This window comes from Nocardia vulneris, from assembly GCF_001613425.1.
Lineage (GTDB): Bacteria > Actinomycetota > Actinomycetes > Mycobacteriales > Mycobacteriaceae > Nocardia > Nocardia vulneris.
The window spans coordinates 25,706-39,540 of sequence record NZ_BDCI01000004.1 but is presented as its reverse complement, the minus strand read 5'-3'; the positions used below and the strand labels follow the sequence as shown (position 1 = coordinate 39,540).

The 13,835-nt window shown below is 66.7% G+C and carries 16 protein-coding genes and 1 tRNA gene; 6 read left to right on the top strand and 11 right to left on the bottom strand.

Features of this window, described 5'->3' with window-relative positions:
- Positions 1–39: 39 nt before the first annotated feature.
- The 5 genes from NVU01S_RS43205 to NVU01S_RS06055 all read right to left on the bottom strand — a co-directional run bounded on the left by NVU01S_RS43205 (position 40) and on the right by NVU01S_RS06055 (position 1,466).
- A complete protein-coding gene (locus tag NVU01S_RS43205; RefSeq protein ID WP_156161653.1) occupies positions 40–216 on the bottom strand; it encodes a hypothetical protein in 177 nt (58 codons plus the stop codon).
- Positions 217–324: 108 nt separating this feature from the next.
- Positions 325–468, bottom strand: coding sequence for a hypothetical protein (locus NVU01S_RS43200; protein WP_156161652.1), 144 nt, complete (start codon positions 466–468; stop codon positions 325–327).
- 50 nt (positions 469–518) lie between these two features.
- Positions 519–779 (bottom strand): hypothetical protein, encoded by a 261-nt coding sequence (locus NVU01S_RS06065; RefSeq protein ID WP_043673540.1) that lies wholly within the window; start codon positions 777–779, stop codon positions 519–521.
- Positions 772–1,281, bottom strand: coding sequence for a hypothetical protein (locus tag NVU01S_RS06060; RefSeq protein WP_043673537.1), 510 nt, complete (start codon positions 1,279–1,281; stop codon positions 772–774). Before NVU01S_RS06060 ends, NVU01S_RS06065 begins: the two co-directional genes overlap by 8 nt.
- Positions 1,278–1,466: a hypothetical protein gene (locus NVU01S_RS06055; RefSeq protein ID WP_043673534.1), complete on the bottom strand. Its 189-nt coding sequence runs from the start codon at positions 1,464–1,466 to the stop codon at positions 1,278–1,280. Before NVU01S_RS06055 ends, NVU01S_RS06060 begins: the two co-directional genes overlap by 4 nt.
- A gap of 324 nt (positions 1,467–1,790) precedes the next feature.
- Here NVU01S_RS06055 and NVU01S_RS06050 point away from each other — a divergent pair, with 324 nt between their 5' ends.
- Together NVU01S_RS06050 and NVU01S_RS06045 are read left to right on the top strand one after the other, a co-directional pair.
- Positions 1,791–2,960 (top strand): helix-turn-helix domain-containing protein, encoded by a 1,170-nt coding sequence (locus NVU01S_RS06050; RefSeq protein ID WP_043673532.1) that lies wholly within the window; start codon positions 1,791–1,793, stop codon positions 2,958–2,960.
- Entirely contained in the window at positions 2,960–3,178 is a 219-nt protein-coding gene (locus tag NVU01S_RS06045) for a hypothetical protein (protein ID WP_043673529.1), read from the top strand. The genes NVU01S_RS06050 and NVU01S_RS06045 overlap by 1 nt, the downstream gene beginning before the upstream one ends.
- Positions 3,179–3,362: 184 nt before the next feature.
- On the opposite strand, the gene NVU01S_RS06040 is transcribed toward NVU01S_RS06045, so the two are convergent.
- The 3 genes from NVU01S_RS06040 to NVU01S_RS06030 are packed head-to-tail and all read right to left on the bottom strand — an operon-like array spanning position 3,363 to position 5,258.
- Complete coding sequence (locus NVU01S_RS06040; RefSeq protein ID WP_043673527.1) at positions 3,363–3,641, bottom strand: hypothetical protein; 279 nt, start codon at positions 3,639–3,641, stop codon at positions 3,363–3,365.
- Positions 3,638–3,925 (bottom strand): hypothetical protein, encoded by a 288-nt coding sequence (locus NVU01S_RS06035; RefSeq protein WP_043673525.1) that lies wholly within the window; start codon positions 3,923–3,925, stop codon positions 3,638–3,640. Before NVU01S_RS06035 ends, NVU01S_RS06040 begins: the two co-directional genes overlap by 4 nt.
- A 10-nt stretch (positions 3,926–3,935) precedes the next feature.
- On the bottom strand, positions 3,936–5,258 hold the full coding sequence (locus NVU01S_RS06030) for a site-specific integrase (protein ID WP_043673523.1): 1,323 nt from the start codon (positions 5,256–5,258) through the stop codon (positions 3,936–3,938).
- Between the two features lie 294 nt (positions 5,259–5,552).
- Between NVU01S_RS06030 and NVU01S_RS06020 the strand changes: the two genes are divergently transcribed.
- Together NVU01S_RS06020 and NVU01S_RS06015 are read left to right on the top strand one after the other, a co-directional pair.
- Positions 5,553–5,629, top strand: a tRNA-Pro gene (locus NVU01S_RS06020).
- 187 nt (positions 5,630–5,816) lie between these two features.
- On the top strand, positions 5,817–6,146 hold the full coding sequence (locus NVU01S_RS06015; RefSeq protein WP_244467327.1) for a VOC family protein: 330 nt from the start codon (positions 5,817–5,819) through the stop codon (positions 6,144–6,146).
- A gap of 86 nt (positions 6,147–6,232) precedes the next feature.
- Here NVU01S_RS06015 and NVU01S_RS06010 read toward each other — a convergent pair whose 3' ends face one another.
- Positions 6,233–6,886, bottom strand: coding sequence for a TetR/AcrR family transcriptional regulator (locus tag NVU01S_RS06010; protein ID WP_052280788.1), 654 nt, complete (start codon positions 6,884–6,886; stop codon positions 6,233–6,235).
- Positions 6,887–7,049: 163 nt separating this feature from the next.
- On the opposite strand from NVU01S_RS06010, the gene NVU01S_RS06005 reads away from it, so the two are divergent.
- Both NVU01S_RS06005 and NVU01S_RS06000 read left to right on the top strand, forming a co-directional pair.
- Positions 7,050–8,294 (top strand): phthiocerol/phthiodiolone dimycocerosyl transferase family protein, encoded by a 1,245-nt coding sequence (locus NVU01S_RS06005; RefSeq protein ID WP_167829404.1) that lies wholly within the window; start codon positions 7,050–7,052, stop codon positions 8,292–8,294.
- A gap of 51 nt (positions 8,295–8,345) precedes the next feature.
- On the top strand, positions 8,346–10,607 hold the full coding sequence (locus NVU01S_RS06000; protein ID WP_082032125.1) for a tetratricopeptide repeat protein: 2,262 nt from the start codon (positions 8,346–8,348) through the stop codon (positions 10,605–10,607).
- 27 nt (positions 10,608–10,634) lie between these two features.
- Here NVU01S_RS06000 and NVU01S_RS05995 read toward each other — a convergent pair whose 3' ends face one another.
- Together NVU01S_RS05995 and NVU01S_RS05990 are read right to left on the bottom strand one after the other, a co-directional pair.
- Positions 10,635–12,695 (bottom strand): helix-turn-helix transcriptional regulator, encoded by a 2,061-nt coding sequence (locus tag NVU01S_RS05995; RefSeq protein WP_043673516.1) that lies wholly within the window; start codon positions 12,693–12,695, stop codon positions 10,635–10,637.
- A 203-nt stretch (positions 12,696–12,898) separates the two neighbouring features.
- Positions 12,899–13,834 (bottom strand): hypothetical protein, encoded by a 936-nt coding sequence (locus NVU01S_RS05990; protein WP_052280786.1) that lies wholly within the window; start codon positions 13,832–13,834, stop codon positions 12,899–12,901.
- Position 13,835 lies beyond the last annotated feature (1 nt).

Below are 13,835 nucleotides of genomic sequence, written 5' to 3'. Positions count from 1 at the left end.
ACCCACGACATCGCCCCCGCTGGAAATTCCCGCGTGGTGTTACTCGGCCGCGATCAGGTCGGCGGTGTTGTAGACGAACGGGTAGCGGCCCGGCGCGGATGCTTCGGCTTGGATCAGGACGCGTTCCGGGTTGCCGTCCACGTCGGTCTCGACGATCTCGAACACCGACACGGGACTGGCCTTGATCTGTACTCGGTCCCCCACTTGAAACGCCACCGGCACACAATATCCGGTGGTGGGTGACGAGTCGTGCGACATGCTCGGCGCCGACCCAGTGCTCGGCGTACTCGCGAGCGAGCGCGGCCGCGGCGGCGAGCAGGCGGGTCACCGCCACGCTTCTTTCGGCATTGTCGCCCAGACCTGTTCGCTGGCGTGGTGCAGCGCGATTCGCCGCGCCTTTGCCGGGTCGGCGGTTGAGACGCTGGCCGCGCCCGCGTCGAACAGTTCTTCCAGGATCAACCGCACCATCGCCTCACGACGAGCCCCACCTCCTTCGGGAGGTGGGGCTTCTTCGTCGTTCACGAGGCTCGGCGGATGGCGCGGCGCTGCATGGCCCGCGCCAGGACGGCCAACCCGGCAGCTGCAGCGGTGGCGATGCTCATCGCCACGACGGGGCCGCCGTTGTAGACGTTCAGGATCAGCACGCCCGCGGATACGGTGGCCGCTGCCAGGCAGGCTGTGAGGAACCCTGCCCAGAACCAGAGCGCCCCGCCGCGGGCGGTTATGCCCTGGCTTGCGGTGTAGCCGATGGTCACTTCGGGGCCGTCGTGATCAGGCACGCGTTCCTCCAGGGGATCGGCGCCCAGTGTTCGCTCGTTCGCGTTTCGCCCACTCATCGAGGGCAAACCGTTCGCGGATGACGGCGCCCACCAGGAATGTGTCGCCGCGCGCGAGCGCTTCGAGGACCTGCGTCAGCATCGGGGGGATATGACGACCGTCAGGCAGGAGCACGCAGGGCAGCACGCCGAATTGGTTGCGTGGTCCTGATATATCGCGTGGCGCGTTGACCCATTCGCCGCAGCGGAGAAGCAGCATGAATGTGTGACCGACGGATCGATTCCATCGGTCGGCAACTGGGGTGATGACTCCGTTGGGGTGCCAGTCGATATCCGGCGGGAAGAGCCGTCCGGCAACATGTTCAGCACTTTCGAGCCCTTTGAGCGTGTAGGCATTGAGGTCGCGCATCTCGGGCGCGTCACTGACACGGAACCGGGTGAGGTCGACAGAGAACTGTTCGGACCAGTTTCGCCATCCGTGGGGATCGATCTCGGTGATGTTCATGCCAGCCCCCGGCATCCGCCGCTGTATGCCTCGGCGGCGAGGTACTGCAGGCAGGCGGGGCCGTGCGCGGCGTGGGTGGTCATGACGTAGCGGGCTTCGTCCAGGCTGGCCGGCGCGGATTCGTCGCCGCAGAAGCGATGCTGGAGATCCCAGCGTTGGCGGGACGCGATGGTCGCGGCGTTCACCGCTCATCCTCCGCGCGGAAGAGGTGCCAGTCCTTGATTGCGAGGACATAACAGATGACGGCCATGAGGCCGAGGCATGCCGCGAGCACGAGCGCTGCGACGTATGGTGCGGGCATTGGGCGATACCCCTCGGATGCGTGTGTGTGGTTGGAGTGCACCCGGTGTCGGGGAGTTCCCTCACCCCTGATCGGCTCTGGGGCTTCGGGGGTCCTGCTTCGCCGGTCGGGGCCGTGACCCGACACCGAGTGCTAACTTGACGTTAAAGTCCTGATAGACGGGCGAAGTTCAAAAAAAGTTCAAAATTTCGGTGCTACCGTAGATGGCGTGATTGAGAACGATTCCGTCGGCGCGCGCATCAAGCGGTACGCCAAGCTGCGTGGCCTCACCTACGAACAGCTGGCACAGAAGTCAGGCGTAAGCCTGAGCATGATCAAGCAATCCACCAGCGGTCATGCCTCGCCGAGCAGGTTCATCCTCGGCAAGCTCGCGCTCGCCCTTCAGATCGATGCGGCGAAGTTCGACGTAGCAGACGATCTGGAGCAATTGGAGACCTTGGATATTGTTCCGATTCTGCGGCGCACTTTGGCCGCGACCGACTTGATGGATGACGACCTGGAGCCCGAGCCGGTCGATCAGCTGCGGCCGCTCGTCGCGAAGGTGGGCCAATGGCGTCGGGCCACCAACTACAAGAAGATCGGCGAGGTGCTGCCCGGCCTGGTCGACCGACTGTTGATTGCTGGCCAAGTCGAGGGCGAGCCCGCCTACGCGCTACTCACCGATGCCTACCGGGCAGCGAACAGCCTGGCCCACAAGATGGGGTACAACGACCTGAGCATGACCGCGACCGAGCGGATGGTTTGGGCGGCAACACTGTCTGGCGACCCGCTCCGGCTTGCCATCGTGCAGGACCTGAAGGCGGCGACACTCACCAGGATCGGCGCAGGGAAGCAGGCTATGCGCCTGCTCATCCGTGCGATGTCCGACATCGAAGACCTGGTCGGTTCGGACCCGACCGCCGCGGCGGTCTACAGCGTTCTGCATATGCGCGCGGGAACCATCTCCGCGACGATGGGTGACGCCGACACCTCACGCGACCACCTTGCCGAGGCGGAAGCGCTGGCGCAACGCTTCCCGGAAGGTGTCGTGTACGAGACTGTCGTCGGGGAGACCAACGTTGCGCTCTACCGGCTCGCCGCGCACAACGATCTCGGCGATGTGGGTCAGGCCCTGGAGATCGCCAATGGCACGCATATCCCCGAGGGAATGGCAAAGGAGCGCACCTCGTACTTCTGGCTCGACTCAGCTCGTGCTCACCTCGCGGCGGGAGATCTTGATGCCGCCGAGGAGGCGTTGTTGGAATCGCGGGCGATCGCTCCTCAGCACTGGCGCTCCTCGCCCGCCGCCAAGGCGGCAGTCCGGGCTGTCGCAGACCGGCAGCGGTACCGCTCGGACACGCTGCGCTCGCTCGCGAACTCGTGCGGGATCCTGGACTGATGGCCCTCCCCACCGAGCCCGGGCTCTACGCGGACGCCGATGACGAGCTGTGGCTGCTGCGTGATGACGGTATGTGGCAGCAGGTCGGTCGCCAGCTTCCGTTCGGTGGCGTCCAGCTCGATCCTTCCGCTGAGCCGCTGCCGCCGAGCGCACTCGGGCACGGCACAGCGCCGCACCCGAGCCGCCGAGTCGAGATCCCGCCGGACGTCCTTAGCTGACTGCGTCCGACTCCGGCTTGCGGCGGCGGGGGCGTGTGCGGTTCAGGTACGCGGCGACTTCGGCAGCGTTCCGCCGCTCGCCGCGGTCAACGCCCAGGTCTGGTTCGGACTTCGGAGCAGGCTTCAAGGTCGGGCGTGGTTTGGTCATGCAGGGTTAGACGCGGCCGCGGCCGCGGCGGTTCCATCAATACCGCGGGTCGACGTAGTCTTCGGCGTCGTCGCTGTCCTCGTCGATGCTGCCGTCGAGGATGCCCAGTACGCGGGTGAGGACGTTCGCCGGGTACTTCCCGCGCCGGAACCGGACCTTCTCGTTGCGGAGGATCGCGAGGACGTGCCCGACGTCTTCGACGGTGTCGAGGATCGTCTCGGGCAGCCGCCGGTGGACGTCCTCGGCGGTGACCGCGCTCGAGGAGTTGAGTACGCCGACGACGGCGAGGAGTAACCGTTTCTGCTCGTGCGTCATGGGCGGCCATCGAACGGGTTGTGGACGCACTGCTCGGTCTCGGGCGGGTAGTAGGTGATGTGCCCGCAGGTGCGGCAGTAGTAGGTGCGATGCCCACCGGTGGCCAGGCAGGCTTGGTGCGCGACGGTGACCGGCGCGCCGCGCAGCTCGAGCCCGCACCGGCACTCGATCGGGGCGGGGCATTGCCATCGGCCGGCAACCTCGTAGAGGCGGGCTGGGTTGACGTCGGTCCGGCCGTCACCGAGCCGCCAGCGAGGAGTCCAATCATCGTCTATCGAACTCATGTTCGACAGGCTACCGCCTTCGCTGCGCGGGCGGAACCAGTTTCTCCGGCAGCAGCATCCCCGCCAGCACGTTCTGGCCGGCCCGCAGCTTCTCCAGATCCTCGTGCAGGTACAGCCGGTTCGCCGCGGCGGTGGACTGGCCGAGGAACTTCATGCGGTGGGCCTCATCGACCGGGATCAACGTGTTCGCGGTGTGCCTCGTGCCGTGGCCTTGAATGTGCTGGACCTCGGCGCGGGCTTGGGCATCGGCCCATGCCTCGTTTTCGTACTCGCGGCGGATCGGCCGGAACTGCTCGGTCACCCACACCAGCCCGAACTGGTTCGGGATGCGGTTCTCCAGGTAGATCATCAGCATGATCGCCAGCTCGACCGGGATGGACACGATGTGGGACTTGCGGGTCTTGGGTCGCACCAGGGCGAGGTTCTTGTACAGCGGCTTCACCTCGTAGGTGTCCGGCGCGTCGAACCGGTCCGGGCTGTCGCTGTTCTTCATGCCCGGTTTCAGCGGCAGCTGCTGGAGCTGCCAGGCGATATCGATGGTCAGGTTCTCGAAGTCGATCCGGTCCTCGGTCAACCCGAGCAACTCGCCCTGGCGTTTCGCGGTGAGATACCGCGTCACCCACAACGTCACCAGCGGGTCGCCCCATCCCAGGGCGGTCTCGAGCACCCGCTGCGCTTGCGCCGGTGTGTGCGTGCCGCGTTCCTCGCTGATCGCGATCGGCCGGTCGACGAGGGCGGCGACGTTCTCTCGGATCAACCGGGGGCGCTCCTTGAGTTCGTCGTCGAGCCAGTCCCGAACACGGTCGTAGGCGATCTGCTTGGTGCGGGACTTCCACCGCGGGATCTGCTCGGTGGTGACGGTGCCGTCGGGGTGGGTGACCTCGACCGGTTTGGTCTGGTCGTCCATCCAGCTCAGCATGTAGTCGATGTGACCGGTGCCGAGGGCTTTGAAGTCGGCGCCGCCGATCGATGGTGTGATCTGCTGGTTGATCGTGGACAGGACGTTCTTGTAGTGGTTGGGGCTCCAGCCGCGGGTCTTCTTCTTCTCGGCCCAGCGCCGGATCCGGTCGTCGACGCGGATCTTCTGTGCGGGTATCTGGGCGATGCCGTTGCGGGTGTCTTCCTTGAGCTTGTCGAGCTTCTTCATGCACTCGTTCTTGTCGCGCGAGTACACCGGCATCGACCGGTTGCGTTTGCCGTCCGGGCGCGGGGGCAGCGATACCGTGCCGACCCACATGCCGTCGGCGCGCTGGAACAAAGAGCCCTCGCCGTACTGGCGCTTGCGTTTCTTGCCGGGTGTGCGGAAGGAATTCTTCCGGGCGGGAGATGTCATGGATCGGCCCTCGAGGAACTATCCTGGGCTGCATGACATCCAGACGCGGTCGGGCACGAAGCGCCCTCCGATTTGCGGATGCCTACTGTAGCCAATTACTGTAGCCAATGGTACAGATCTGTACAGATCTGTACCAACGGATCGGGAGCTTTGACCAGGGAGAACGCATAGTTCATCTGGGTGGATGACGGCGAAGCCTCAGCCTTCCAAGCTGATGGTGCGGGTTCGATTCCCGTCACCCGCTCCACACAGGATTCAGCCTCGGCGGCGGCCGATCACCCGCCGCGAGGGACACGGGGTGTAGCGCAGCTTGGTAGCGCATCCGCTTTGGGAGCGGAGGGTCGCAGGTTCAAATCCTGTCACCCCGACCAGTTTTCAACTCTGTCTTCACAGGTCAGAGACTTGTGCCGGGTACGGCGACCTGTTCGATGCCACCGTCGCTGTCCGGTGCGCGGTAGGTGCGAACGGTCCTCGCTCTCCGATGATTTTCTGCCGCAGGGGTCGTCCGATCTTTCGTAGCGGACGACGGGAGTGGTGGAAATGGACCTGTACAGCGTCATGTGTGTGCGTGATCGGACCCGGGCGCGGAGCTGGTACGAGGTGTTCTTCGGGCGTCCGGCCGATGAGGTCATCGGCGAGGAATGCCTGTGGCAAGCCGGTGCGAACGCGTGGATCGTCATCGATGATCGCGAGGTTCGGGCCGCCCGGGTGGGCGGATCGATGATCACACTGGGCGTTGCGGACCTCGATGTCTTCCTGGCTCGTTTTGCCGAACACGGCATCGCCTACGGACCGGTCGAGACCTACAGCAACGGGGTGCGCCATGTCGAAGTGCTGGATCCTGACGGCAACAGCCTCTCGCTCGCCGAAGCGCCGCCGGACCTGTGAACCGGTGACCTCAGTGCCCGACCTGTCCGCGGAGTCGACGTTGGTCGGCGGGGCGGGTTCGTAGCCGGCGATCCCGGTCGGTGCGGCTACGAGAGTGCGTCGGGGGTGCGGAGTTCGGCCGCAAGACGGGTGAAGATGTCGAGCAGGTCGGTCGCGCTGGCGTGCGTGGCCTTGTCTGCTTCGTGGCGGTCGGTCCATTCGGCCAGTGCCGCGGTCATGATTCCTTGCGCCACGAGAAGGAGTAGGCGGACGCGGGAGCGGGTGGCGAAATCGGCCTGTCCGGCCAGTAATTCGAGGGCAGCCTTGTTTTCCGTGTCGAACGCCGCGAAGGTCGCCGCGGCCAGCTGTGCAGAGTCGGCGGTCACGCGGTGGGTGCGCGCGAGAGCGTCGGTGGCTTGCTGGTCGTCTATGAGATCTCGGATGAGGCCGAGGTAGACGCTCTCGATATCGGCCAGGCGCAACGTGCGGCCGGACACGGTCGTGGCCATCCGCCGAATCGCGCGACCGAAACCCCACCGGTCGTGCGCGATCGCGCTGTCCTTGGTCGGGAAATAGCGGAAGAACGTCCGCGGCGACACCCCCGCGCGGGCCGCGATGTCATCCACGGTCACCCGGTCGTAGCCGTGTTCGATGGCCAGTTCCAGTATGGCGGAATGTATTTCGGCTTGCGTCTGGGCTCGGCGGCGGGCCCGCAGGTCTGGCGGGCCGTCTTCGGGGTCGCCATCGACGGTGCTCTGCATCACTCGATGGTAAAGCATGTGACAGAGCTTACCTAGATGACATAAAATGCCCTCTTGGCAGATTCTGCCAAACGAGTATTCTGGGTCGAATAGATGGATTGTTTTGCCAGTTCACAGGTCTGAACCGCCCGCGCGTTGCGGGCGACAAGAGCCAGGAGAAGGCATGAATAGGCATTCCGCATCGGGCATACAGGTCCGTCAGCTCGATCCCACCGAAGAACGATTCGCCAGAATGGGTCTCTACACGGGCTATGTCAGCCGGGTCCGCGGACCGCTCGACCCGTGGTCGCTGTTGGAAGCCTTCGAGCTCTTACAGCACGAGTATCCGATCCTGTCCTGCCGGATCGCCCAAGACGCGACGGCCGGGCAGCCGTATTTCGAGGCGGCTCACGGTCTGCCGCCTGTGGTCGATTGGCGGGACAGCGACAGTGTGGAGTCCGCACTCGTTCTCGCGGGCCGGGTCGCCGCTGTCCAGGTGGTCGAGACCGACGTCGATACGGCACAGGTCAATCTGCTGACCCACCACTCGGTCGCCGACGGCCATCACTCGATGCAGCTGCTTTCCGATCTGTGGAGCTTCTACACTGCGGTGAAAGAGGGACGCCACGCACCGCCGGCCAGCCACCCCTACCCGCGATCGCCGGAACAGCTGCTGGCCGAACGAGGTTTCGGCTTCGACCCCGACGAGATACCGGACGTGCCGCTATGTCCGGGACGCACGGCCGATCCGGCAGACGTTTCGGTGCCGACGGTACGCGGTCCGCGGGTCCGGCTGACCGTTGAGCAGACGAAAGTTCTTGTCGCACTGGGGCACCGGGCCAAGACCACGATCAACGGGCTGGTCTCGGCGGCGTTGCTGATCGCCACGGCCGACACCCTCGGGATCGGCCTCAGCGATGTGCTCTACACCTACCTGGTGAATCTGCGTACTCGGATCACTCCCTCGGTGGGGTACACGGACGGCACCAACGTCCTCGGCTCGGCGCTGTTCATCCCCCGGCAGGACGCCCCGGCAGACCTCGTGACGCTCGCCTGCGCGGTGAACGATCAGCTCGCGCGCGACCTCGCCGCAGGCCGGATCCAGCGATCCATGCTGGCCCCGCCGGAGCAGCTCGACGTGATGGTGCCCCTCATCCAGGCGTATCCGGGTTCGGTGCTCTCGACGAACTGGGGCAAGATCCCCGCCCTGGCAACGCCTGCGGGAGTCGTCATCGAGGACTTCGAGCCAGGTGTGCACCTGGAGACGACACTGTCCGGACCAGCGGTCGCCCTGCCGTCGCCGCCGCGCTCCTGCATCATCACCAGTTTCCGCGACCAACTCACCATCGACCTCGTCGGCTTCGCCGGCGCGGACGCCTTCGCCGAACGGCTCGGGGCGGTGCTGACCAACGTGCCGGTGACCGCCTGATCAGGCGTCAGTCTGTTATCGAGCAGCACTGGTGTTGGGGTTGCGGGGAAGATGAGGTCGGTGCGGTGGGTGATCTCAGGAAACTGCCCTGCGGTTGCTGCCGTCTTGCGGACGATCCCTTGCGCACCTAGAGTCGGCGCGCAGGGGAGGCCGCTGGCCGCGACGCGCACGATTTCGAGATCTGTTCCGCGCCATCGGCAAGCGAGGCGGCGTCCGACCGCTATCGCTGGAAAGGTTCGAACCCGAAACGTGCATCCCATCGACATCATTACGACCGCCGTGGCAGCCGGGGCTGCCGGACAACCAGGCACCACTACCACGGCGGTGCTCGACGCATACGGTCAACTGCGGGACCTCATCGGCCGGCGTTACCCCGGAGTCGATCTGCGAGACATTGCAGCCGAACCGGATTCGGCCACGGCACGCGCGACGCTGACCGCTGCCTTCGCCGCCCAACAGGCCGACTCTGATACCGAGTTTCTCTATGCGGCACAGCAATTCGTCGACACCGCGCTGAGCAATCCGGCGGCTGATCGCACCACCGCGATGCTGTACGAGGTGTTGCTGGCGGGGGCTGAGCAGACGCAGGGCGCCGACAATCCGGAAACCCTGACGATCCGGCACGAACTGGCCCAGACCTATCACTCCATCGGTGACATCGACAGTGCCATTACGCATTTCGAGGCGACGCTCGCCGCTCGCGAACGGGTGCTCGACGCCGGGGACACCCTCACCATCACGACCCGAACCTGCCTCGCGAACTGCTATCGGGAAGTGGGTCGGGTCGATGACGCCATTCCCTTGGACGCTGCTGTGCTCACCGCGCGTGAACAGTTCTTCGGTCCGGCTCATGACAATCCGGTCGGCTACCGCGACTTTCTCGCCGACGCGTACGAGTCCGCCGATCGCTTCGGCCGCGCTATCGAGTTGCGCGAGACCAACCTGCAGATGCGCCGTCGAGAGCTGGGGGCGGACCACCCCGACACTCTCGGAACGCATGTGAGCATCGCGCGCTCATACGCCTCGGCCGGGCGAATCGAGGAGGCGGTCACCGCGTACGAGACAGCGCTGACCGAGTACGAGCGCGTGTTCGGTGCTGCGCAGGCGCAGACGATCCTGGTTCGCTACACGCTGGCTCGCGCCTACGCCGCGAACGGACGTTTCGACGAGTCGATCGCGTTGCACACCAAGGCGATCGAGGAATACAGCCGGATCGTCGGCCCGGACCATTCCGATCCGGTAGCCATGCGTAACAGCCTGGCACGCGTGTACGAGGACGCCGGACGGATGGACGATGCCATCGCCACCTATACGCGTGTGCTGGCGGACTCCGAACGTGTCTACGGCGTCGAGCACGACCTCACCGACCAGGTGCGCGGCTGGCTGGCCCATCTCACTCGATCGACGGGCGGAGCGGCACCTGCCGGGGACGCGCGACGTGATCTCGAAGATCTCACCCAGCAGCTCGGCAACCGACTGGTCGACCTGGTCGGCGAAACAGGCTGGCGCCGGATAGATCTGATCGCGCGTTCGAGCGGGCAAATCCACGATCTGTCGCTGACGGTGCTGCCGGACAACGGTGGGGCGACCGCGCTTGCGGCGCCGACCGAGCTGGCGCCGCTGCTGGACGCCATCAAGGTTGCACACTACGAGCGCGATCCCGAACGCGGCGCATGGTTGTCGGCAAGGTTCCTCATCGACTCGTCCGGCTCGTTCTTCCGTTCGTACAACACCGATTACGAGCCGGACTGGCCGTCAGCCGTCGATGCGGCGACGTATATCGAAGAACTCGAGCGGTTTCCGCGCGAACTCGAGTACACGCCGGAATGGCTGCTGGATCGGCTGCCGAAATGGCAAGGGCGGTACAAGAATACCGACACCGACATCACCGAGCTCATACCGCTGAATATGCAGCTCGTCGCGATGGTGCTCGACAGTTACCGTGATCATCTGCTGCACCGGTTGCCGAGCGACTGGCAGCAGCTGTTCATCGACTTCCGGTCGGTCGGCGAGTACGTAGAGACGCGGGCGCAGGTTCTCACCGTGCTCGGTCAGTCGATCGAGTGGGAGGCCCCGCAGTCGGTGACCTTCTTCAGCGAGCTGCGCCGCGACATGTACACGCCGTGGCAGGGCACGTGGACCTCCGTCCGGTTCCACCTCGTGGTGAACGGGAAGTACAACGCGGAATACGACTGGGACCACGAGCCGGACTGGGACCATCGACCCGACGCACGCGCGTTCCAGCAGGAATTGCACATGTTTCCACGCAGCGCAGAGCACGTGCCCGCCTGGCTCGATGCCCGGCAGCACTGAACCGCGCTTGCGCTGGGCCGGGCCTCGTCAGGCGGGCGCCGATACCGTGTTCGGAGCGTTCAGAGTGAAGGTGAGTTCGGTGCGGCGGGTGATCTCCAGTTTGCGGTAGACGCGGGTGAGGTGTTGTTCGACGGTGCTGGTGGTGATGGCCAGGGCGGCGGCGATCTCGCGGTTGCGTTTGCCGTGTGCGGCGAGTTCGGCGACGCGGCGTTCGGCGGGACTGAGGGCGGCCACGCCGGTGGGTGTCGCGGTGAGCGGGGAGACCGTGGGCGCGGGCTGGCGTTCGCCGAGCAGCTCGCGCAGCAGCGGGTCGGCGCCGCAGGCTTCGGCGAGGCGCACCGCCTCGCGAACGAGCATGCGCGCCTTCTCGTGATCGCCGACGGCCCGGTGCGCGGCGCCGAGATCGCCGAGGACCGTGGCGAGTTCGAGATCGCAGCCGGCGGACCGCGCGATCGCGGTCGCCTCGCGCAGCAACCGGACCCGCTGATAGCGGTCGGCCGTCGCGGCGAGCAGACGCAGCGAGACGCCGCCGGTGCGGTGGGCCGGCGCACCGCCGAGCAGGTCGAGGTGGCGGGTGGCGAAGGCGCGGGCATGTCGACCTTCGCCGAGCGCCAGATGCGCGACGGCGATGTCGTTGCGCCACGGCACCAACCACGGGAAGTCCATCCGCCAGCGGCGCATCAGCTCACCGCAGCGCCGGAAGGTGCGCAACGCTTCGCGCGGCTGGCCGGTGGCGAGCTGGAAGTGGCCGTGCGCGTGCAGGTACAGCAGTCCGAAGCGGGACTCGAACAGCGCGCGCGGCACCGGCCTGCGCAACTGTGCCTCGGCTTCGGCCAATCGGCCCGCGGACGTCAAGGCGCGCACCCGCACCGCGATCGGGATCCCGACCCACACACCGAGATGTTCGGCCGGAACATGATTCAGCGCGAGCGCGGCCTCGTTGGCCGCGGCACGCGGATTGCCTTTGCGCAGCATGGTTTCCGCGCGCAGTCCGGCGAAGATCGCCTGCCAGGTAGGGGCTTTGCGCGCCTCGGCCTCGGCGAGCAGTGAATCGCACCACGCGGCGGCGGTATCGAGCCGATCGGTGTAGATCAGGCAATGTACGGCCGCGGCAAGGGTTTCCACGGTGGTGGAGGCGAGTCGATGACAGGTGAGCAGGCGCTGGGCCAGTGTGGTGGTGTCGTCGAGCGGATGGGTGGTGCACAGCCGGGTGAGCAGCTCGGCGCCGAGCAGGTGCGGTGGCCGCTGGTCCGGCTGCGTCGGTCTTCGTGGCTCGACGGCACCGGGTGCGGGTTCGGGTAATCGGTCGTCGGCGGGCAGGCGTCCGTCGGTGAACAGACCCTGGTGCCGCGGCACGTAGGGCGGGTGGGTGAAGCGCAGCCAGGCGCGCAGGAACTCGGCCTGCGGCGCGGGTTCGTCGCGCGGGCACGAACTCAGCTGTCCCAGCGCTTGATCCGCGCGCTGGGTCTGGCCGTGCCAGAGCAGGAACATGACGGCGGCGGGCAACTGTGCGGCGGGCACCCGGCCGCCGCGCAGCGCCGCTCGCATCCGGCTGAAATTCCGGGTCCGGCTCGAAGGGCTGCCGCGCCAGTCGACGCAGACCAGCCGGACCGCGAGCGCGCCGCGGGCGCTCGGCTCCCGGGTAGCGCGATAGGCCAGTTCCAACCGGTCGGCCGCTCGGTCGATCTGATCGTTGGCCAGGGCCTCGTCGGCGGCGGCGAGCAGCACCCGGGCCGCCCACGGATAGTCGGCGACACCGGCCTCGACCAGCTGGTCGGCCACCGTCGCCGCCGGGAAGCCCTTGCTGTGCAACAGTTCCGCCGCCCGACAGCGTAGTTCCGGATGGGCGGGCGCGGGGATTTCGCGGGGGCGCCGCTCCACGGCGTCCAGATCGTCGATCACCACCCGGGCCGAGGACCGCGCGGCCAGCCTGCGCACCACGGTGCGGACCGCCGTCTCGTCCACGGCGAGCAGCTCCGCGATCAGGCCGACGGTGCTGCACCCGCCGAGCACCGCCATGGCCTGGCCGATACTGGATTCCGCGATGGTCGACCACTGGGTGTTCTGTACCGAGATCGGCCGTTGCATGCCCTAGTCCCTTCATCGATGAGTGTGCCCGACTGTGGAAGGGCACCATCGATGCGTCGTCGCAGCAGGGGCATGTCCGGATGCCCCGTTGATCCAGCCGGTGCAAACAGCCTAAGCCGCCTTCCCTGACCTGTCCCGGCATTGCGGCGACAAGGCCGCCGCAATGCCGGTAATGCATGGAAAATCGTGGAAGCTCCCGGACGTCAAGGCCTTTCGGTTTCCGTGACGGCAGCGCGGCCGACGAAGGCCGGTACCGGCTGCCGGTAGGGCAGACACGCCGCCGAGGCGTCGTCGGCGGCCAGGAAAAGCACCGTCTCCGCGGCGGCGAGCACACCCGACTCCTGCGCGTTCAGGTAGGCGTGTACCGGAGCCGCGGAGTAAGGGTCACCGACCTCGGTGGGCACGCCGACCAGTGATTCCGGTGTGAGCCCGAGGATTTCGGCCAGGCGTGCCCGGAACCCCAGCGCGGGCGCGGGTGTGAGCAGCAGGGCACGGCCCGTGGCGAAGTCGTCGCTGTCGATGCCCTCCTCGGCCATGCAGGCGCGTACCGCGGTCGCCGCCAGCGTGAGCGGATCTTCGTCGCCGGGCCGCACGCGCATGGCCGAGCGGCCGTTCGCGCCCGCCTCGCCGAGCGCGACCCAAGCACTGGGGCGGGCGTCGCCGTCGGTCCGGCTGGTGTACAAACGGCCGAATCCCGCTGCGAAAGGGGTGCTTTCGAGCAGAACCGCGGCCGCCCCGGTGGTGTACGGGAATCCGGCGACATACCGCTGCCGCGACGGATGGGTATCGCCGGCCAGGATCAGGGCGTACTCGACTTCGCCGGTGGACAGGAAGCATTCGGCGGCCGTGACCGCGTGCAGCAGACCGGCGGAGCCGTGCATGAGGTCGAAGGAGAAGGCGGGGACTCGGCCCGGCTCGTATTCGAGTCCGATGCCGACCCGCTTCTGGATGAGCGCCGAGACCGCGGGCTCGGAAATATTGTCATCGCGGAACACTCCGGTATTGACCAGCATGCCGACCTCGTCGACGGAGACGTCGGCCTGCTCCAGGCAGGACATCGCCGCGCGGGTCGCCAGCTCGAAATAGCTGCCGGTGTCCAGATCGGTGTTCGTCGCCGCCGCGACGATGGTGGTCGCCATG